Genomic DNA, 18903 nt, shown 5'->3' with positions numbered 1-18903 from the left:
CAGGGGCGCACTCTAGCGCTGGGGACGCAGCTGCTCCACGTCCCCCGCCAGCACGCGCTCCACCCGCCCGTCCGCCATGCGCACCATCAGCGCGCCCGTGGGGTCGATGTCCTCCGCGAACCCCTCCCAGTCCCCCCGGTCCGTCCGCACCCGGACGGGGACGCCCAGGGTGCTGGAGAGCGCCTTCCAGCGGGTGCGCACCGCGTCGAAGCCGGTGGCCAGGTACGTCTCCAGCCAGGCCTCCAGCCGGGTCCACAGGGCCGCGGCGAAGGGCGCGCGGGCCACGGGCCGCCCCAGCGCCAGGGCGAGCGACGTGGCCGTGGCGCGCAGCTCGTCCGGGAAGTGCTCCTCGCCGGAGTTGAGGTTCACCCCCACGCCCACGATGACGAAGTGCACGCGCTCGGGTTCGGCGGACAGCTCCGTGAGGATGCCGGCCACCTTCCGGCCGCCGATCTGCACGTCATTGGGCCACTTGATGGCGGCGTCCGCGCCCGCCTCGCGCAGCGTCTCCGCCAGGGCCACGGCGGCCACCAGCGTGAGCTCCGGCGCGCGCTGCGGGGGCAGCTCCGGGCGCAGGATGGCGGAGAAGTACAGGTTCAGGTTCGGCGGCGACACCCAGGCGCGGCCCCGGCGTCCCTTGCCGGCCGTCTGCTGCTCGGCCACCACCACCGTGCCGTGGACAGCACCGTCCTGGGCCAGCCGGAAGGCCGTCGCGTTGGTGGAGCCGAGGGTGTCGTGGTGGTGCAGCACGCGGCCCACCGCGCGCGTGGCGAGCAGCGGGTGGACCTCCAGCGCGGAGAGCCGGTCCGGCCGGCCCACCAGCCGGTAGCCCTTCGCGGGCACCGCTTCGATGCGGTAGCCCTTCAGCCGCAGGGCCTCCACGTGCTTCCACACCGCCGTGCGCGACAGGCCCAGCCGGTTGGACAGCGCCTCACCGGAGATGAAGCCCTCCCCGCCTTCCGCGAGGAAGTTGAGGATGCGCGCGTCCTGCGAGAGCTCGTTCGTCGTTTCCACGCTTCAGTGGGGAGCGGGCGCGGCGGCATCCGCCTTGTAGGAGATGAGCTCCAGCTCCGTCTGCGGCACGCGCTTGCCGTCGTGCTCCGTGGCCACGTCCACGCGGACCAGGCCCACGCCCGCGGCGAAGGTCATCGTGTTGACGAGCGTCGTTTGCGCGTCGACCTTGTTGCGGCCCTCCACGCTCACGCAGTTGGGGAACGAGCCTGCGGGCACCTTGCAGGCGAAGCCCACCTGCACCAGCTGGTAGCGCTCCGTGGAGGACACGGACACGACGTTGTTCCAGCCGCGCCCGGCCTCCAACGGGCCGCGCAGCAGGTAGCGCTTGGGGTCGCGCAGGCCGAAGGCGTCCACGGTGAGCTGGCCGCCCTGGTTGTCCACGAAGTAGCCGTCCTGCTCCTTGACGATCTCCACCGTGACGGGTTTGTCGTCGCGGCCGTCAATCCGGTACGTCCACGCGTTGCCCACGGCCAGCGGGTAGTACTGGGCGATGGACTCGGGCGAGGGGCGCGTGTCCGACTCGACGCGCTTCGCGCAGCCGGAACCCATGAGCGTGGAGGCCAGGAGGGCCAGGCCCCCCACCATCGACAGCGATTGCTTCATCATGCGCTAGGGGTCCGCGTGGCCCTGGCCACGCGCCTCCGCGGTTGCGTGGTTGCGTGATGCGTAGAGCGTGTCCAGCGCCTGCTGCGCGGCGGCCTGCACCGACGGCGTGTCGTGGCCCTGGGCCACCGTGTACAGGTACGCCTCCGCCTCCGGGCCGCCAATCTCGCCCACCGCGAAGACGATCTCCTGCAGGAAGCCCGAGTCGCGTCCGCGCGCCAGGTCGATGAGCGCCGGCACCGCGCTCTTCGCCTTCATCTCCGCCAGCGCGCCGATGGTGCGGCGCACCTGCTCCGCGTCGCCGGTGTCCTTGAGGCGCTCAATCAGGAGCGGCGCGGCGGCCGGGTGCTTGCGCTCGGCCAGCGTGCGCAGGGCGAACTCACGGATGCGCGAGTCGTTGGCCTGGAGGTCCGCCACCAGCGCCTCGTCCGCGCGCTCCAGCGCGGCGAGTTGCAGCACCGCGGCCTCCGTCACCTGCCGCAGCACGCTCTCCAGCGCGCCGCGCATGGCGGCCCGCCGCCCTTCCGCCGAGTCCACTTCCACGGCCGCCTCGCCCAGGCCCACGACCTCGTAGCGCTGGGGCGTGTTGCCGCCAAAGCGCTCCAGGGACAGGTTGGCGCCCACCTCCGCGTAGCTGTGCGGGTTGCCGTCCTTCAGCACCTCGCGGGTGAAGGGCACGTCCAGCGACAGCCGCCAGGGGCGGGCCTTCTTGGGGGACTCGTCAGCCACCCGTTCGAAGCGGCCGGAGGACTCCAGCGCGTCATCGAACAGCTCCCGCACGCCTTCCGGGCCGAAGCCCAGGAGGGCGTTGTCCCGCAGGGTGGTCCCGGAGAGCTCCACCGGCGCCACCGGATAGCGCGGAGCCTGCGAGCGGCAGGCCCCGAAGAACAGCACGCAGGAGGTTAGCAGCAGGGCCGGCTTCATGGCCTCCACAGGCTAACACTCCCGCGTCCACCGCACCTGATTCCGTGCGGGGATCAGCCTTCCTTGTTGCCCTCGGACGAACCATCCGTCCCAGGCGACACCGGCGCTTCGTGCACCTCGCGGACCTCCGCGGGCTGCGAGGACGACTCGACGGGGGCCTCTTCCGGAGGCAGCGCCTGCGCGGCGACCGGGGTCTCCGCATCGGACGCGGCCTTCGCGGCTTCGGCCCGGGCCCGCGCGGACTCGTCGGACTCCGGCTGCGCCGCTTCGCCCGCCTGCCAGGCATTGCCCACGGAGGGCGGCGTGGCGGTGGCCTCCCCGTTCGCGGGGTGGGCCTCCGTCGTCACGGGCAGGGCCTCACCCGCGAGCGCGACCGTCTCACCGGTGACGCTGCCACCCGGGGACGGCGCGGCGATGCCACCGGAGGAGCCCTCGCCCTCACCGGGCATGCCCACCGTGCCGGCGTCGGCCGCGACGCCGCCCGAGGAACCGTTGCCTTCACCGGCGGCGACCGCGGCCACCGTGGTGGCACCGGCCTCGCCCGCGCTGGCGGCTGCCTCGCCGGGAGCGCCGCCTTCACCCGCGGGCGCGCCCTCCGCTCCGCGCGAGCCACGGCCGCGACGGCCCCGGCGACGGCGGCGGCGGCGCTTGCGGTCGGAGGCGTTGCCCTCGGCGGTGCCGGCCTCGGCGCCCTCCTTGGCTCCACCCACGAAGGCGCTGGCGGCCTCCAGGTCCTCGTCCTCACCCTCGTCGTCGCCCTCCTCGGACTCGTCCTCTTCCGAAGCGGGCGTGAACCCGGCGGCGGGCGGCGGCGCGGGGGCCACCGGCGAGGCCTTGGCCTCGGAGCCCTCGGCGGCACCGGACTGGGCGGCGTCGCGCGCCTCGGCCCGTTCGCGCTGACGGTCGCGGCGGCGCTCGGAGCGCTCCTGACGGTCGCTCCGCTCGGGACGCTCCGCGCGCTCGGTGGTGGTGGCGGCGGCCTCGACCTCGCCACCGCCCTCCTCGCGGGCCTGCTTCTCGCTCTTGCGCTCCTCGCGGCGGCGCTGGGCCTCCTCGGCGTCCAGCTTCGCGGCCTCGAAGAAGCGCTCGTCGATGTCGTACAGCTCCACCTGGGTGACGGTGACGGCGGTCTTCGCCTCCAGGAACTTCTCACCCAGGGCGTCACCGCACCACAGCATCACCAGCGAGCCGGAGGCCTGCGCCTCCGAGCGCGCGTCGCCGCGCACCTCGCCCGCGCTCACCAGCAGGCCCACCTGCGCCGAGTAGTGGCCCAGGTCGCGCCGCAGCTCCTGCACCGTCTTGCGGTCGATGCCCGGCGCGCCCTTGAGCATGCGGACCGCGTAGCGCAGCTCCACGCTGCCCTCGCGCTTGCGCGCGGTGAGCAGGGGGCCTTCCTTGGAGCGCTTGGCGACCTTCAGCTCGCGGAAGCCCAGCCCGTGCATCATCTTCACCACGGACTTCTCGAAGGTGCCCACGTCCGCGTCGCCCAGGCGCTTGCGCAGCCCGCGCGCCACCGCCCGGCGCGCGTCCTTGAGGGCCGTGCGCGCGGTGGTGATGAGGGCCTCGTCCACCAGGGGCTCGCCAGCGGCGGCGGGCTTGCCCAGCACCGGGCGGCCCCCCTCCAGCGGGATGCCCAGGGCCTGCGCGAAGGCGGCCTGGAGCTCCAGGGGCGGCGCCTCGCTCGGCGCGCCCGCGCGCTCCAGGGACACCTCGCCGGTCTCCTGGTTGAAGGCGTACTGGGGCCGGCGGCCCGCGTCGATGCGGCGCTGGTTGTCCTCCAGCAGGGCGGTGAGCACCGCCTCCACCGTGGTCTCCTCGGCGCACAGCTCCTTGCCCTTGGCGCGCTCGATGAGCTGATCCGTGCGCAGCGCGGCGTCCGCCTCGCTGAGGATCTCGAACACCACCTCCGGCAGCGGCGGGAAGCGCTTGCGGCGGCCACCCCGCTCCTCGTCCCCCTCGTCACGGCGGCGCTTGCGCTCCGTGCCACGGCCCGACGCGCGGACGTTGTCCGTGCGGGGCTCCGGGTGACGCTCCACCGGCCGCAGCGGAGGCAACTCCTCCTCCGGATGCGGCTCCATCACGCCCGTCTGTGCAAGTGCCTCGACGTCCTCGGAGAGCGACCAGTCCGTCAGCGCGAAGGTATCCTTCGCCGTGACAATCACCTTGCGATCCCGCGTCCGTCGCGCCATGGCGGCCAGTCGCGACAGCATCGTCACTTCCGGCGTCTTACCAATGTGGGACAGCAGGCTCAGCTGGATGGACTTCTCCGTGATTTCAAGGAAATGCAGGGGGCGACCTTCGCTCTCCAGCACACGGAGCGCGGCCTCGTAAAATGTCATCGAGTATTCCCCAAGAATTCCGAACGGTTACAAAAATGTAGGTCCGTATGGGCGGCGGATGCTAGCCACCGCTAAACTGGCTTGTCAACGAACGTCAATGACCCGTCTTCGCATCGGACACCATTGGAAGCGCGAACCGTCAGCCTCCCCGCTCGATTCCATCGCGCTGGAGCTGGACGGCGTGAACCTTTTGTCCGGGGCGGTGGAGGAGCCCCTGGCGGAGGTCGTCCCCGCGCTGGTGGAGGCGGTGGCGGCCCTGCACGCGGGGAAGCGGCGGCTGGCGCAGGTGTCGCTGACGGAGGCGCACCTGGAGCTGGTGCTGCGGCGCGTCGGGCCGGACATCGAGCTGTCGGTGGCGAGCCTCGCCCGGCCCGCCCACCTGTTGCGCCCGCCGATCCGGGTGGACGCCGAGGAGCTGACGAAGGCCACCCGCCAGAGCGGCCAGCGCTTCCTCCAGGACGTGACGAAGCTCGCGCCCAAGGCCCTGTCCGCCGCGGCCGCCCGGAAGCTGGGCGAGGCGCTCCAGGGCCTGGGCAAGGCCGCCCCGCACGCGGAAGAGAAGCCCGCTCCCCCCACCCCGCTGCGGATTGAGCCCGTGTCCGTGCCGGGGTTCGGCTTCGAGCTGAAGGACATCTCCCCCGCCTCGCGCGAGGCGCCGTCGAAGGGCACCTCCGGGGCGCTGGCGCCGCTCCTGGGCGCGGGCGAGGTGTGGCTGGCGCTGCCGGGACGGCCTCAGGCGTGGCGTGCGCCGGGGCCGCCGTTCCTCACGGTGCTGGAGCTGTCCCGGCAGGCGGTGGAGCTGGCGCGGGCCGTGGAACTGGGCGAAGCCCGCTTCGAGTTCGAGCCCGCGGGCGTGCGCCCCCGCCTGACGCTGGACCTGCCCGGACAGCGGGCGAAGCTGGGGCCCACCGGCACGTGGTTCGAGCTGGAGCCCAAGGCGCTCCTGTCCGCCCTCTTCCAGTTGGGGGAGGCGCTGGGCCTGGCGTTCGCGGAGGCGCACCGGGTCCAGGTGTCCAACCCGTACCTCGTGGAGGTGGCGGAGCGCTGCCGCGAGGGGCTGTCGCACCTGCGTGGCGCGCACAAGCCTCCCGAGGCGGAGGGTGAAGCGCGCGAGCGCAAGAGCCCCCCGGCGCGCGGCGAGTCCCGTCCGCTGAAGGTGCCCGGGAAGCTCAGGCGCCTGCGCTTCGAGAAGCTCTGGGAGCAGCGCGGACTGGAGGAGCCGGAGGAGGCGCGGCTGCTCCTGGGCCGGCACGGGCCGGTGTACTGCGCGCCGGGGCTGGCGGGCGCGTTCTCGCGCAAGGACGGCGCGCTCTTGTGGCGGCGGGCCGCGTCGCTGGGCGTGGCGGCGTCCGCGGATGGCCACGCGGTGGCGGCGGACGACACGCGCGTGTACGGCTTCACCGGCCGGGGCTCGGGCGCGCGGTGGCTGCATGACCATGACGGCATCCCGCTGGGGCCGCTGCTCCTGCGCCAGGACGGGCTGCTCCTGACGCTGTCGGAGGACCGCACGGCGGTGGCCTTCGCGGAGGCCACGGGCCGCGAGGTGTGGCGCCTGGCCCCGCCTCGCACGCAGCGCGGGTGGATGGCCACGCAGGGACACCGGGCGCTCTTGTCCACGGACTCGGGCTACCTGTACGGCCTGGATTTGGAGGACGGTCAGGTGCGCTACCGGCTGCGCTCGCCCCTGCCCTTCCATGGGCCTCCGGTGGCGTGGGGCCGGCGCTTCCTGGCGCTCATGGGGCGCGGCTCGCATCACGCGCTCTTGCTGGCGGACGCGCACACCGGCGAGGCGCAGTGGACGTTCGAGCCGGACCTCCTCCTGCCCTCCACGCCGCTGCCAGTGGGCCAGCGGGTGCTCCTGGCCGGGATGCGCGACCAGGACGGGTTCCTGGTGTGCCTGGACGCGCGAGGGCGGAAGGTCTGGGAGCGCGCGCTGCACCTGGGGCCCGGGCCCTATGCGCTGGCGCCGCTGCCTCGCGCGGTGGTGGTGACGAGCGCGTCCGGGGCCGCGACTCGCGTGGCGCTGAACGGACAGGTGGACTGGCGGGTGGGGGCGGCCGGTGAGCCGCTGATCACCGCGCTGCCCGCGCGCACCGCCCGCGACGTGACGCTCATCGCGGGAGAGGTGGTGCGCGCGGTGGATCCTCGCGGCGGTCAGGTGCTCGCGGAGGTTCGCGCGGGGGTGGGGCTCGTCGCGCTCCAGGCCGACGTGCGCCTCAACCTGTACTTCCTGGACGACGCCGGCACGCTGTCCGCGTACCGGCTGGGGTCGCACTTCGCCGTCGTGAAGTGACGAAGCGCGGCCTGTCCGCTACTCGCCCTTCTTGGCGGAGGCCTTGGCCGGGTCGATCTCCTCCTCCGGCCGCTCCTCCTGCGTGGCGCCTTCCCACGTCTCGTTGGCGCCCAGCTTCCACTCGGACGGCACGTCCAGCTTCCACGCGTAGGTGGCGTTGGCGTTGCCGCCGGACGCCGCGTGCGACGCGACGTTGATGGTCATCTCCAGCTTCGCCACCTCCGCGGGCAAGAGGTCCAGGTCGTAGTGGCCCAGCACCATCTGCGGAGGGAACTCGGCGATGAGGCGCTCGGGGTAGTCGATCTTCATCGACGGGTCGGCGCCGCGCATCTCGCCCAGCAGCTTGCCCTTCGCGTCCGTGAGCTTCCACACCGTGTCGAACGAGGCGCTGGTGACCATCTTCTTCAGCTTGCCTTCGTCCTTCTCCACGCGCTGCGCGCCCCAGAGCACCAGCTGCAGGCGGATCTGCGGCTTGCCCATCACCATCACGACGTCGTTGGACACGATGTCCAGGCGCATGCCCTTGTCCGTGGCGGACATCACCGGGCGGTAGCGGCCGTCCTTCAGCGCGTCGAACTGCTTGCGCGCGTAATCGTAGAAGGCCTTGCGGTCCCCCGCGCGGTTGTCCTTCTTGTCGCCACCCGACGCCTCGCGCTGCTCCAGCTCCGCCAGGTAGTTGTCGAACTTCTTGTTGCCGTGGAAGCGGTCCAGGTGCGCGTCCACGTCGTCGAAGTAGCCCTTGAAGAAGGACTTCAGCTCGTCCTTGTAGGAGGCCTCATCCGGGTTGGTGCGCATCCAGCCCACGCGCTCCAGGTAGACGGCCTGGATCCGGCGGAAGTCCGCGTCCCGCTCCGCCTGGGTGGCCCGCGCGGAGGCGGTGCGGTGACTCGCCACCGCGGCGATGATCACCAGGGCGATGACAATGATGATTCCGAAGTAGCGCTTCAAGCGACAGGCTCCTGTGCGTTCGGGCAGGCAATGATATGAGCCGCATCATCGTGCCCCAGGCCGAGGGAATCCAACTGTTCACCGTGCCCCTTCCGCTGGAGGAAGGGGACCTGCTGGGAAGCCCCCAGATTGCCTGGCAGGCCTATGGGAAACCGTCGGACGGCAAAGCGGTGGTGGTGCTGCACGACCTGTCCCATTCCCACCAGGCGTTGAGCACGGAAGTGAACGGTGCGTACCAACCCTCGGGCTGGGGGCGGGAGCTCATCGGTCCGGGCAAGGCGCTGGATCCGGACGTGACGCCGGTCATCGTGCCCAACCTGCTGGGCAGCCCGTTCGGCTCCACGTCGCCGCTGACGCCGGATCCGCACACGGGCGCGCCGTGGGGCGCGGGGCTGCCGCCGCTCACCGTGCTGGACATGGCGCGCGGCGTTTCCGCGCTGCTCAAGGCCCTGGGGCTCACGCGCGTGAAGGCCCTGGTGGGCATTGGCCTGGGCGGGCTGGTGGCGCTGCGGCTGGCGGCGCTGTTCCCGGAGCTGGCGGACGGCGTGGTGGTGCTGGGCGCGGCGCGGGCCCTGCCGGAGGGGCTGCGCGAGAAGATGGGCCTCACGTCGCAGGTGCTGCGCATGGCGCCCGACAACGAGGACACTCCGCCCCTGCGCGAGCGCGCACCGAACCGGACGCTGACGCGGCTGCGGATGGACTACCTCAAGCTGCTCTACGGACGCGACCACCTGGGCACCGCGTATCCGGACAGCGCGGCGGCGCAGGCGGCGCTGGAGGCGGAGGCCGCGTCGTTCGCGGACACGTTCGATCCGGTCGCGTGGTCGCTGCTCTGCTCCGCGTACGCGGGCTGCGACCTGACGGAGACGTTCCCGAGGATCCGCGCGCGGGTGCTGCTCCTCGCGGGCGCGACGGACGCGCTGGCTCCGGCGGGCCGCGTGCGGGACACCTACCACCAGCTGACGGCGGCGGGGGTGCAGGCGCGGTTCGTGGAGCTGCAGGGGCCGGGGGACCACGGCACCCTGCTGTCGGACGCGCACCGGCTGAAGGGGCCGGTGCAGGACTTCCTGCGCTGGCTGCGCGGCTAGCCTAGCGCTGCGACTGGTGCTGCGAGGCGAGCCGCGCCCGGAGCGCGCCCACCAGCATCCCGATGGCGATGTCGTTGTTGCCGCCGTGCGGGATGATGATGTCCGCGTGGTGCTTGGACGGCTCCACGAAGCCCATGTGCATGGGGCGCACGTGGCGCAGGTACTGGCCCACCACGTGGTCGAAGTCGCGGCCTCGGTCCTTGATGTCGCGGGTGAGGCGGCGAAGGATGCGCAGGTCGTCGTCCGCGTCGACGTAGATCTTCACGTCCATCTCGTCGCGCACCTCCTTCATGTGCAGCACGAGGATGCCCTCGATGAGGATGATGTCCCCGGGGTCCACGCGGTGCGTGTGCGGCTGACGGCCGGACGTGACGAAGTCGTAGACGGGCTTCTGGATGGCGCGGCCCTGCTTGAGCGCGCGCAGGTGGCTGACCAGCAGCTCCGTGTCGAAGGCGTCGGGGTGGTCGAAGTTCACCTCCCGCCGCTCTTCGAGGGACATGTCCTTCAGGTCCCGGTAGTACGAATCCTGATCAATGAAGGCGACCCGGCAGTCGGCGAGAGCCTCACGCACCTTGCGGGCCACCGTGGTCTTGCCGGACGCGGTGCCGCCCGCGATGCCAACGACGAGGGGTGACGACATGCGGCGGGCACTACCCCACCAGACAGGTGGGCGCAAGGATCCGTTGACCGGCCGACATGTGCCCTTCCTTATGCGCGCCGCAAGAGTCCACGCGCTTGCCCTTCCGCGAGCAGCCAGGCGGGCACGGCCTCCACCTGAAGCGGACCGTCCGCCAGCCCCTGGAGCCCCGCGGCCACCTCCGGGGGTAGCGTCAGGACCTCGAAGCCCGTCGCCTTCCGGCGGATGGCGAAGCGCCACGGGCCCGGACCCGGCCGGGCGGCCACCTGTGCCAGGGCCTCCAGGCCGGAGACCTCCAGGGCCCCGCAGGCCCACGCACGGCCGGTGAGGTGCCGCCGTAACGCCCGTGTGGCGAACACCAGCTCCGTCAGGTCGGCGGGAAAGGAGCCCAGGCGGACGTCCTCGGCCAGCGCCACCTGGCCCGGGGCCGGAGCCGGAGGCGTCTGGAGGAAGGCGTGCGGCAGCATCATCTCCAGGGACAGCGCGGCGGCCACCCCGTCCGACGGCGCGGCCATCACGCGCTTGCGCGCCCAGGACGCGAAGGCGTGGGACAGGGACTTGCCCAGCCCGTCGAAGAGGCCTCGGTACTCGCGAGAGCGGGTGAAGGACTCCAGCCCCTCCGGCGTCGCCGCGAGCAACAGGCGCGTGAGCGGCCAGTCCTTGTCCAGCTGCTCCGCCACCACCGCCAGCCGGAAGTCCCGGTCCGCGCGCGTGCCCTCGGGGTCCTCGTCCTCCGTGGCCGGGGTGACGCCGTGGCCCGCGTCGAACAGCGTCCACGGGCGGCTGTCCCCGCTGAGCCCGGGCACGGCCTCGCGCGACGCGGGGATGTCGATGGGGGCGCGGGACTCCTTCGGGACGAGCGCGCGCAGCCGCCGCAGCGACGCGAGCGCCACCTCCGGCGGATGGCCATCGCCCTCGAAGGTGACGGCGCGCAGGCGCGAGCAGCGCGGGAGCACCTCCGCGAGCAGCTCGAACAGCTCCTCGCGCACGGGCTGCGTGTGGTCATCCACGTAGAAGGTCCGCCCTGCCCTGCGCGTCACCACGCCGCCCGCGATGTGGATCTCCACGACCTGATCCAACGGGAAGCCCTCCAGCCCCGCGCGCAGGGGCAGGCCCGCGGAGAGCTGGTGGCTGAAGAGGTGACCCAGGTCCAGGAGCAGCGGCAGGCCCGTGCGCGCGTGCAGCTTCGCCATGAAGTCCAGCGCGTGCAGACCTCCGCGCGTGGCGAGCACGGCGGGGTTCTCAATCACCAGCGGGACGCTCAGGCCCGCCTGGATGTGGAGCGCGTGCGCCGCGCTGTCCCGCACGCCCGCGTCGTTGAACGGCGGCGTGACGTAGAGGTAGCCCGGGAAGGGCTGGCCGCCCGCGTGCCACCAGCCCACGTCGTTGCCCACCCACGGGCTGCCCACCGCGCGCGCGTGCGCATCCAGCTCCGCGAGCGCCGACGCGGGCTCCAGCTCCGGACCCCACAGGTTCAGGTGCACGGGATGGAAGAGGACCGGCACCTCCGGACGGCGGCGCCACATCTCCGGGAAGAGCGTGGCCTGGGCCTTCGCCTCCTCCAGCGCGATGGGCGCGCTGTACTCCACGAAGTCGAAGAGACCGGGCGAGCTGTCGAGCAGCCGGTACGGATGCGGCACGTCCGAGGCGCTCAGGTTGCTGCTCAGCCCCAACCCCATCCAGGGCAGTGACCACGAATCCGATGCAGGGCGCGTCATGGGCACACCCTAACCAGCCCGGCTCCGGGTGGCGCTAGCCTTGTGTGACCGGCCGCTCCAGCCGCACGTCCTGGACCGTCAGCACCCTGCCGTCCGCCGCGCGCACCTCCAGCGGCTTCACCGGCTGCCCGTGCGCCTTGTCGAGCACCCGCGTCCGGGGCTCTCCCGCCTCGAAGCAGTGCTCCTGGCCCCACTGCCCCAGCGCGACCAGGATGGGAAAGAGGCTCCGCCCCTTCTCCGTCAGCACGTACTCCTGCCAGGCGCTGCCGTCCGAGGCCGGCTGCGTCTCGAGGATGCCGTGGTCCACCAGGTGCTTCAGGCGCTGGGCCAGGATGTTCTTCGCCACGCCCAGGCTCTTCTGGAACTCGCCGAAGCGGCGCAGGCCGTATTGCGCGTCGCGCACGATGAGCAACGACCACCAGTCCCCGATGACGTCCAGGGAGCGGGCCACCGGGCACGTCGCCCCTTCCATGCTCGTCCGCTTCATCACCGCCTCCTTCCAGAGGGACATTCCACAAGTGGTTGCATAACGAAACCGGGCCTTTTAATCATCCGGTAATTGGTTTCATCATGAAACCACTCAAACCGGAGGCGGTCGGATGCGGCTCAAGGGAAAGACGGCGCTGATCACGGGCGGTAACAGCGGCATCGGGCTGGCGACGGCGCGGCTGTTCGTGGCGGAGGGGGCGCGGGTGGCCATCACCGGGCGCAACCGGGAGACGCTGGACGCGGCGGTGAAGGAGCTGGGCGCGAACGTGCTTGCGGTGCAGGCGGACGCCACGGAGCCGGCGGCCCTGGAGCGCGCGGTGGCGGCGACGGTGGAGCGCTTCGGCGGGCTGGACATCGTGTTCGCCAACGCGGGCATCGTGGAGCAGACGTTCGTGGGCAAGACGTCGCATGACGCGTTCACGTCCGTGCTCCAGACCAACGTCACCGGCGTGTTCTTCACGGTGCAGGCCGCGGCGGCGCACCTGAAGCCGGGCGCGTCGGTCATCCTCACCAGCTCCGTGCACAGCGAGCTGGGCATGCCGGGGTACTCCGCGTACGCGGCGAGCAAGGGCGCGCTGAAGGCGATGGCGAGCGTGCTGGCGGCGGAGCTCGCGCCCCAGGGCATCCGCGTCAACGTCGTGTCCCCTGGCGCGACGAACACGCCCATCTGGGAGAAGAGCGCGCCCACTCCGGAGGCCTTCGCGAAGCTGGAGCGCGGCATGTCCGCCACCATCCCCATGGGGCGCATCGGCAGGCCGGAGGAGATCGCTCGGACGGTGCTCTTCCTCGCGTCGGACGATGCGTCCTACGTGAACGGGCAGGATCTGTTCGTCGACGGCGGCGTCAACGGCGCGGCGCTCGGTGCCCCCTTGTTCCGCGGGTCCCAGCGGGTCTGATAACGCCCGCTCCCTCTCCCAGGGCCTCAGCTTTCTGAAGACGCCTCAGGTTTCCGAGCACGCGGAACCGCTCGGGGGACGGTGACTCCAGAGGGGCACGGCGATGGCACTGCTGTTGCTCTGCTCGTGGGGTCACCTCGTCCCACGGGAGTCGTCCATGAACACGAACCGGTTGCGGCATCTCTTCTCTCGCGCGCTGCGGACCTCGCTCGCGGCGCCGCTGGTACTCGCGGGCTGCGGCACCGGCGGCACCGGCGGCACGGACCTGCGGGGCTACTCGGCCATCAAGTGCACGCCGCACGGTGAGCCCGCCATCGATGACCTGAGCATCGAACCCGCGGTGGACTCCGTCGCGCTGCGCATGCTCTCGGGTCCCGGCGGGAGCTACGAGACCCGGGACTCCACCGGCGAGGCGTGCGCGACCGCCACCGACGTCCCCGCGTGTCAGACAGCCCTGGCCGAGACGAACCCTGGCGACGGCTTCATCAGCTCCTGCATCCAGGTCTGCTCGAGGTACTTCCTGGCGACGACGCGAGGAGATGAGGTGAAGACCTGGGCAACGCTGCAAGAACTCCAGGACCTGCTGGGCACGGTGGAGACCGCGCAGGACGCGGCGCTCCTCACCTCCGCCGCGGGCTACCGGCTGAGCTGCGGCAACCTGGAGGAGGGCGCGGTGAAACCGAACCCGGACGGAGGCTTCAACGTCGTGGCCACGAGGGGCTACGCATGCGGCGAGGGTTCGAGCCAGACGCAGTACGTGATCAACGTCTCCGCCAACGGAGAGCTCCGCGAAGTGGAGGACCACGTGCTGCGAAAGGGCTCCGGAGAATGTGCCGTGGGCCGCCGGCCCGTGGGGCTGGAGGGCACGGTCGCGGGTGATTGTGAGGACGCGCTGGGTCACCACTTCGCCCAGACGGCGCACCTGGAGGCCGCGTCCATCCACGCGTTCCTGCGGCTGCGTGAGGAGCTGGCCCTGCACGGCGCGGAGGCCACCCTCCAGGACGCGGCGCTCGCGAGCGCCGTGGATGAAGTCATGCACACGGAGATGACAGGACGGCTCGCGCGCCGTTACGGGGCCACGCCACCGCCGCCCGCCGTCGCCGCCGTCCCCCTGCGCCCGTTGAACGAGGTGGCGCTCGACAACGCCGTGGAGGGATGCGTGCGCGAGACGTACGGCGCGCTCATTGCCCATCACCAGGCGCTGCACGCACGCGACGCCCAGGTGCGTGAATCCATGGCCCGCATCGCCGAGGACGAGACGCGGCACGCGGGCCTGTCGTGGGACATCGACCGGTGGGCGCGCTCACGGCTGCCCGCTTCGGAGCTGGCAGCGCTGCGCGAGGCCCAGAAGCGCGCCGTGTCCCTGCTGCGCGCGGAGGTCTCGGTGCCGCTCGATTCAGCGCTCGTCACGGAGGCGGGGCTGCCCACGCCGGAGGCCGCGCTGACGCTGCTCGACACGCTGGAGCAGGAGCTCTGGGCCTGATCAGGTCGTCGGCTTGTTCCGGGTCGCCGCCTCGCGCGCGGCCTGGAGCGTGTCGTCCACCGCGGACTCCACCGCGTCGCTGACCAGCTCCGGCGCGGAGGTGCGCCAGCGCTCCAGCGCCGCTTCGTGCATCCCTTCCGGATCCTGGAGCTTCGCGTCCGTCTCCGGCGCCACCTCCGCGATGCAGTCCGGACACACGCCTTCGAGCGCCCTCGACCACACCTCCAGGTGCGTCGTGATCAGCACGCCCTCCATGGCCAGGGCCTCGCGCAATCCCCGTCGGCCCGCGCCGCGCATCTGCGCGCCGTGCACGCGGTCCAGCATCGTGCGCATCCAGGAGGCCACCGCCTCCGGCTTCGGACAGGTCTGCCTGCCGCAGACCCGGCAGCTCGTCTGCCAGGACTGCCCTTCCATTGGAGTCATCGCGACCCACTCCTCGCACCGGGTTGCGCCTCGCTTTAGCAGGGCGCCTCCTCTCACGCACGTAGACGTGAGCCTCTGTGAATGCAGAGAATCCGACTCCCTGGACCCCTTTGGAGACGCCTCATGTCGCGAGCCGAGATCGACGAATCGCATGCGCAATTCCGTGGAGCCTGGAGGCTCATGACGCTGGGCCTGCCCCATGGCGAGGTCGTGGAGCGCGCGGACGTGTTCATCACCGCGGGCCACGTCACGTGGTCGCTGATGAACATGGCGTTCCTCCACCGGCCGGCGCGGACAGAAGCGGAGCTGCTGCGCGCGGTGGACTCGGCCGCGAGCTACTTCGCGCAGGGGCCGCACGGGTGGGCCTTCACGCTGACGCCCGAGTGGCTGGCGCCGGGGCTGAGGGAGCATGCGGACGCGCTGCTCGCCACGCGGGGGCTCAAGCCGGGGATGACCACGTCGGGCATGGTGGCGGACAAGCTGCTGGAGCCGGTGCGGCCCCTGCCGCCGCTCGACCTGCGGCCGGTGAATGACACCTGGGGCTACAACGCCGTCGCGGACGTGAACGCCGCGAGCTACGACACGCCCCAGGCGCTGGGACGTGAAGCCCTGGCCGCCCCCGGCATCTTCGGCCCCGAGAGCCGGGCCTTCGTCGGCTGCCACGACGGCGCGCCGTTCACGAGCACGGTGGCGCTGCGCGTGGACGGCATCGTCTACATCGCGCTCGTGGCGACGCTCGCGGAGCACCGCCGCAAGAGCGCCGCGGAGACGGTGCTCCGGCGCGCGCTGGAGGAGGCGAAGCACGCGTGGGGCCTGGAGCGCACGGTGCTGCATGCCACGGAGGCCGGCGCGCCCGTCTACCGCCGCATGGGCTACCGGGACGTGGCGCCGTTCGTCTCGTACTTCGCGCCTCCAAAGGGCGCGTGAAGCCTCACGGGTCGCGCCGTCGCGGGTTTCCCCGGAAGACCGGTGGACTCGCGGGAATTGGGAGCTGACCCCGCGCGTCAACCCGCGCCCAAGGGTCGTCCACTCAACGTCGCGCGAATGCCACCGTGGGGGCCGGGGTTTGGACCGGCGCCCCCGCTGCATAGCTTGGTCGACCAGCCCCCCAACCCTGGACCCCCACCTTGGCGAACTCCTCTCGCACCGACGTGCGCCGCTCCGCCGCGCTGCTCGGCGCGCTCCTCGTCCTGGCCTCCGCCTCCTCCCAAGCACAGTCCGCGCCCACGCCACTGGAGGACAACCGCACCATCACGCTGGGCTACATCGGCATCGCGTATGAGCTGGGCGGCATCATCGACCCCACGCTGCAACCCGGTGGCACCAGCAGCGCGCGTCCCAACTGGTTCACCTTCGCGCCGCACGCGTCCCAGGCCGGCGGCAAGGGCATGTACGGCGCGGCGCTCGCGCGGCACTTCATCGACACCGCGCGGCTTCAGCCCTCGGTGTCGCTGACGAACGCGTTGGACCGGCTGGGGCTGAGCGGCGCGCTGCGCTTGCAGCTCCAGGACCTGTCCCTCAAGCTCATCGCGCAGGGCCTGACGGCGGACGCGGCTGCGGCCCTCAGCGTGATGACGAGCGCGCTCAACGTCGCGGCGCTCGGGGACACGCGCACCCTGCTGGCCACCGCGTCGCGCATGGGCGCGCTGTACTGGAGCGCTCCGGGCACGGCTCCGCTCGACAAGGTGGAGGCCATCGTCATCACGCTGGAGCGCACGCTCCACGAAGGCAACCTCGCCATCTACAACGACATCGGCGGTTCCGCGCGGCTGTACCTGGACTGGCGCGCTGGCACCACCGGGCCCATCACTCCCGCGCGCGTGCTCACCGAGTTCACCCTGGCGGGCGCCAGCAACGCGGAGGCGCAGCAGGCGTATGCGTATGCCGTCGCGCACGCGGAGGACTCGCCGCGCCCCACCCGCATGGACCTGCTCTTCCCCGGCATGAACTGGAAGAGCCTGCTCATCGCCGCGTTCGCGCTCTACGAGGACGCGCGGCTCGCGCCCACGCCCGCGCGCCGGGACGCGCTCGTCGCCATGGGAACCAACTTCGTCGCCTGGCGCGAACAGCGCGACCAGGCCCAGCCCGTCTTCACGCCCGCCGGCTCGCCCACCGACGAGGTGTCCCGAGCGGCCGTGCTCCAGATGCTGACGCCCTTCCTGATGACGGACTTCGGCACCGTGCGCTGGACCTATGCGGACTATGCGTATGCCCAGCCCGACCGCGACGGAAACCCGCTCACCTCCCCTCCGTGCGAGTACAGCTGGGCGGACTTCTGGGACCGGTGGAACGGAATCCTCTTCGCGTTCGACAAGGCCTACGCGCGGCCCACGGAACTGTGGGTCATGCCTGAACCCCTCACGGATCCGCTGAGCTGACAGACGGCCCGGCCCCCCCGTGCGCTCGCTTGACGGGCGCTGGGGCCGTGCGGGAGCGTGCAAACCCGATGAGTCCCCTCCCCGGTGGTCCGTTCGAACCCGTTCGCCAGGCGTCCAAGGACGATGCGTCCTCACCGGGCCCGGCTGCCGCGCGCACGCCGCGAGACGCGAACCAGCCTGCGCTCCCGGCCGACGAGGCCAGCATGTCCGCGCAGACTCGCCTGCAGGTCCTGCGGGAGATGATGTCCGAGGCGTTCCTGGCGCTCGACGCGCAGGGAACCATCCATGAGCTCAACCACCGCGCCGCGTCGCTGCTGGGCCTGCCGTATGGCACCTGCCAGGGAATGACGCCGTGGGCGGCGCAGCCGATGCTGGCCGGTACGACGTTGCACGAGCGGCTCCTGGACGCGCTCACCCTGCGCGAGCCCGCGCGCTTCCTGTCGGAGCTGCCGTCGGGCGTCTGGCTGGAGCTGTCGGTGCGGCCGGTGGGCGGCGAGACGTGGGTGCTGGCCACGGACATCACCCGCCGCCAGCGCGCGGAGACGGAGGTCACGCGCACCGAGGAGCGCTTCCGCCAGCTGGGCGAGCGGTTCCAGGTGGCGCTGGAGTCCGCGCAGATGGCGGTCTGGGAGACGAACCTCGTCACCGGGCAGGTGTTCCGCTCGGAGGGGCATGACCGGCTCTACGGCTACCCGCAGCCCCTGGCGGAGTGGACGCACGAGCAGTTCCTGGCGTCGCTGCATCCGGAGGACCGGCCGGAGGTGGAAGCGCAGGTGTCGGCCATCTTCCACAACGACGTGCTGTCGTACTCCTCCACCTTCCGCACGCACTGGCCGGACAACACGTGGCACTGGCTCATCAGCCGCTCGCGCGTCATCCGCGACGCGAACGGCAAGGTGATGGTGGTGCGCGGGGCCATCCTGGACATCACCGCGCTGAAGGAGACGGAGCAGGCGTTGCAGGAGGCGGTGCGCACGCGCGACGACTTCCTGTCGGTGGCGAGCCACGAGCTGCGCACGCCGCTCACGTCGCTGCGTCTTCAAGTCGACCTGCTGCGGCGCATGTCCGAGTCCAGGGGCCAGGAGCCCGTGGGCTCCGAGAAGGTCCGGGTGCGGCTGGACGCGGCGGACCGGCAGCTCAAGCGGCTGGCGTCGCTGTTGGACAACCTGCTGGACGTGAGCCGCATCCGCACGGGCAAGCTGGACTTCGACCTGGCGAGCGGAGACCTGGCGCCGCTGGTGCAGGACCTGGTGGCGCGCTTCGGGGACGAGGCGAAGCAGGCCGGGGTGGAGCTGGACGTGCGCGTGGAGGGGCCGGCGCCGTGCCGGTTCGACCGGATCCGGATGGAGCAGGTGGTAAGCAACCTGCTCTCCAACGCGCTGAGGTACGGCCAGGGCACGCCGGTGCAGGTGGCGCTGCGCTGTCAGGGCGGATACCTGCGGCTGACGGTGCGTGACGGCGGCCCGGGAGTCCCCGTCGCGGAGCGCGAGCGCATCTTCCAGCGCTTCGCCCAGGTGCAGGGCTCCGCGCGCACGGGAGGCCTGGGGCTGGGGCTCTACATCGTGCAGCAGATCCTGGAAGCGCACGGCGGGCGCGTCTGGGTGGAGGACGCGCCCGGCGGCGGTGCCGCGTTCGTGGTGACGCTGCCGGTGGACGGCGCGTAGGCGAGC

16 protein-coding genes are annotated in these 18903 nt (G+C 71.9%); 7 read left to right on the top strand and 9 right to left on the bottom strand.

What is annotated here, in order from left to right; translation table 11 throughout:
- Nucleotides 1-12: 12 nt before the first annotated feature.
- From JYJ93_RS21265 to JYJ93_RS21250, 4 genes are read right to left on the bottom strand one after another with little or no spacing between them, the layout of a single operon-like run.
- Nucleotides 13-1014, bottom strand: a complete 1002-nt coding sequence (locus tag JYJ93_RS21265) for a biotin--[acetyl-CoA-carboxylase] ligase (RefSeq protein ID WP_206794050.1) — start codon at nucleotides 1012-1014, stop codon at nucleotides 13-15.
- A 3-nt stretch (nucleotides 1015-1017) separates the two neighbouring features.
- Nucleotides 1018-1620, bottom strand: coding sequence for a hypothetical protein (locus JYJ93_RS21260; RefSeq protein WP_206794048.1), 603 nt, complete (start codon nucleotides 1618-1620; stop codon nucleotides 1018-1020).
- A 3-nt stretch (nucleotides 1621-1623) separates the two neighbouring features.
- A complete protein-coding gene (locus tag JYJ93_RS21255) occupies nucleotides 1624-2541 on the bottom strand; it encodes a HEAT repeat domain-containing protein (RefSeq protein ID WP_206794046.1) in 918 nt (305 codons plus the stop codon).
- Nucleotides 2542-2594: 53 nt separating this feature from the next.
- A complete protein-coding gene (locus JYJ93_RS21250) occupies nucleotides 2595-4880 on the bottom strand; it encodes an HTH domain-containing protein (protein ID WP_206794044.1) in 2286 nt (761 codons plus the stop codon).
- 97 nt (nucleotides 4881-4977) lie between these two features.
- Here JYJ93_RS21250 and JYJ93_RS21245 point away from each other — a divergent pair, with 97 nt between their 5' ends.
- On the top strand, nucleotides 4978-7173 hold the full coding sequence (locus JYJ93_RS21245) for a PQQ-binding-like beta-propeller repeat protein (RefSeq protein ID WP_206794042.1): 2196 nt from the start codon (nucleotides 4978-4980) through the stop codon (nucleotides 7171-7173).
- Nucleotides 7174-7191: 18 nt separating this feature from the next.
- Here JYJ93_RS21245 and JYJ93_RS21240 read toward each other — a convergent pair whose 3' ends face one another.
- A complete protein-coding gene (locus JYJ93_RS21240; RefSeq protein WP_206794040.1) occupies nucleotides 7192-8121 on the bottom strand; it encodes a hypothetical protein in 930 nt (309 codons plus the stop codon).
- A gap of 35 nt (nucleotides 8122-8156) precedes the next feature.
- Here JYJ93_RS21240 and JYJ93_RS21235 point away from each other — a divergent pair, with 35 nt between their 5' ends.
- Nucleotides 8157-9209, top strand: a complete 1053-nt coding sequence (locus JYJ93_RS21235) for an alpha/beta fold hydrolase (RefSeq protein ID WP_242543883.1) — start codon at nucleotides 8157-8159, stop codon at nucleotides 9207-9209.
- Between the two features lies 1 nt (nucleotide 9210).
- Here JYJ93_RS21235 and udk read toward each other — a convergent pair whose 3' ends face one another.
- The 3 genes from udk to JYJ93_RS21220 all read right to left on the bottom strand — a co-directional run bounded on the left by udk (nucleotide 9211) and on the right by JYJ93_RS21220 (nucleotide 12051).
- Nucleotides 9211-9849 (bottom strand): uridine kinase, encoded by a 639-nt coding sequence (udk, locus tag JYJ93_RS21230; RefSeq protein ID WP_206794038.1) that lies wholly within the window; start codon nucleotides 9847-9849, stop codon nucleotides 9211-9213.
- 68 nt (nucleotides 9850-9917) lie between these two features.
- Complete coding sequence (locus JYJ93_RS21225; RefSeq protein ID WP_206794036.1) at nucleotides 9918-11564, bottom strand: DUF692 family multinuclear iron-containing protein; 1647 nt, start codon at nucleotides 11562-11564, stop codon at nucleotides 9918-9920.
- 34 nt (nucleotides 11565-11598) lie between these two features.
- Nucleotides 11599-12051, bottom strand: coding sequence for a helix-turn-helix domain-containing protein (locus JYJ93_RS21220; RefSeq protein WP_206794034.1), 453 nt, complete (start codon nucleotides 12049-12051; stop codon nucleotides 11599-11601).
- A gap of 112 nt (nucleotides 12052-12163) precedes the next feature.
- On the opposite strand from JYJ93_RS21220, the gene JYJ93_RS21215 reads away from it, so the two are divergent.
- Nucleotides 12164-12949: a glucose 1-dehydrogenase gene (locus JYJ93_RS21215; protein WP_206794032.1), complete on the top strand. Its 786-nt coding sequence runs from the start codon at nucleotides 12164-12166 to the stop codon at nucleotides 12947-12949.
- A gap of 157 nt (nucleotides 12950-13106) precedes the next feature.
- Nucleotides 13107-14432, top strand: coding sequence for a ferritin-like domain-containing protein (locus tag JYJ93_RS21210; protein ID WP_206794030.1), 1326 nt, complete (start codon nucleotides 13107-13109; stop codon nucleotides 14430-14432).
- Here JYJ93_RS21210 and JYJ93_RS21205 read toward each other — a convergent pair whose 3' ends face one another.
- Nucleotides 14433-14855, bottom strand: coding sequence for a hypothetical protein (locus JYJ93_RS21205; protein ID WP_206794028.1), 423 nt, complete (start codon nucleotides 14853-14855; stop codon nucleotides 14433-14435).
- Nucleotides 14856-14978: 123 nt separating this feature from the next.
- Between JYJ93_RS21205 and JYJ93_RS21200 the strand changes: the two genes are divergently transcribed.
- From JYJ93_RS21200 to JYJ93_RS21190, 3 genes are all read left to right on the top strand, one after another.
- Nucleotides 14979-15782: a GNAT family N-acetyltransferase gene (locus JYJ93_RS21200; protein WP_206794026.1), complete on the top strand. Its 804-nt coding sequence runs from the start codon at nucleotides 14979-14981 to the stop codon at nucleotides 15780-15782.
- Nucleotides 15783-15982: 200 nt separating this feature from the next.
- The gene (locus JYJ93_RS21195; RefSeq protein WP_206794024.1) at nucleotides 15983-17233 is read left to right on the top strand and encodes a hypothetical protein; all 1251 of its coding nucleotides are present in this window, start codon (nucleotides 15983-15985) and stop codon (nucleotides 17231-17233) included.
- Nucleotides 17234-17436: 203 nt separating this feature from the next.
- Nucleotides 17437-18897, top strand: a complete 1461-nt coding sequence (locus JYJ93_RS21190; RefSeq protein ID WP_206794021.1) for an ATP-binding protein — start codon at nucleotides 17437-17439, stop codon at nucleotides 18895-18897.
- Nucleotides 18898-18903 lie beyond the last annotated feature (6 nt).

This window comes from Corallococcus sp. NCSPR001 (genome assembly GCF_017309135.1).
GTDB lineage: Bacteria > Myxococcota > Myxococcia > Myxococcales > Myxococcaceae > Corallococcus.
The sequence above is the reverse complement of the archived record's forward strand: the minus strand, read 5'-3'. Positions and strand labels throughout refer to the sequence as shown.

Bases quoted from the DNA above. Each gene is read 5' to 3' on its own strand.
- JYJ93_RS21260 (WP_206794048.1), bottom strand. From the start codon at position 1,620: ATGATGAAGCAATCGCTGTCGATGGTGGGGGGCCTGGCCCTCCTGGCC.
- JYJ93_RS21255 (WP_206794046.1), bottom strand. From the start codon at position 2,541: ATGAAGCCGGCCCTGCTGCTAACCTCCTGCGTGCTGTTCTTCGGGGCC.
- JYJ93_RS21250 (WP_206794044.1), bottom strand. From the start codon at position 4,880: ATGACATTTTACGAGGCCGCGCTCCGTGTGCTGGAGAGCGAAGGTCGC.
- JYJ93_RS21245 (WP_206794042.1), top strand. From the start codon at position 4,978: ATGACCCGTCTTCGCATCGGACACCATTGGAAGCGCGAACCGTCAGCC.
- JYJ93_RS21235 (WP_242543883.1), top strand. From the start codon at position 8,157: ATGAGCCGCATCATCGTGCCCCAGGCCGAGGGAATCCAACTGTTCACC.
- udk (WP_206794038.1), bottom strand. From the start codon at position 9,849: ATGTCGTCACCCCTCGTCGTTGGCATCGCGGGCGGCACCGCGTCCGGC.
- JYJ93_RS21225 (WP_206794036.1), bottom strand. From the start codon at position 11,564: ATGACGCGCCCTGCATCGGATTCGTGGTCACTGCCCTGGATGGGGTTG.
- JYJ93_RS21220 (WP_206794034.1), bottom strand. From the start codon at position 12,051: ATGAAGCGGACGAGCATGGAAGGGGCGACGTGCCCGGTGGCCCGCTCC.
- JYJ93_RS21215 (WP_206794032.1), top strand. From the start codon at position 12,164: ATGCGGCTCAAGGGAAAGACGGCGCTGATCACGGGCGGTAACAGCGGC.
- JYJ93_RS21210 (WP_206794030.1), top strand. From the start codon at position 13,107: ATGAACACGAACCGGTTGCGGCATCTCTTCTCTCGCGCGCTGCGGACC.
- JYJ93_RS21205 (WP_206794028.1), bottom strand. From the start codon at position 14,855: ATGACTCCAATGGAAGGGCAGTCCTGGCAGACGAGCTGCCGGGTCTGC.
- JYJ93_RS21200 (WP_206794026.1), top strand. From the start codon at position 14,979: ATGTCGCGAGCCGAGATCGACGAATCGCATGCGCAATTCCGTGGAGCC.
- JYJ93_RS21190 (WP_206794021.1), top strand. From the start codon at position 17,437: ATGTCCGCGCAGACTCGCCTGCAGGTCCTGCGGGAGATGATGTCCGAG.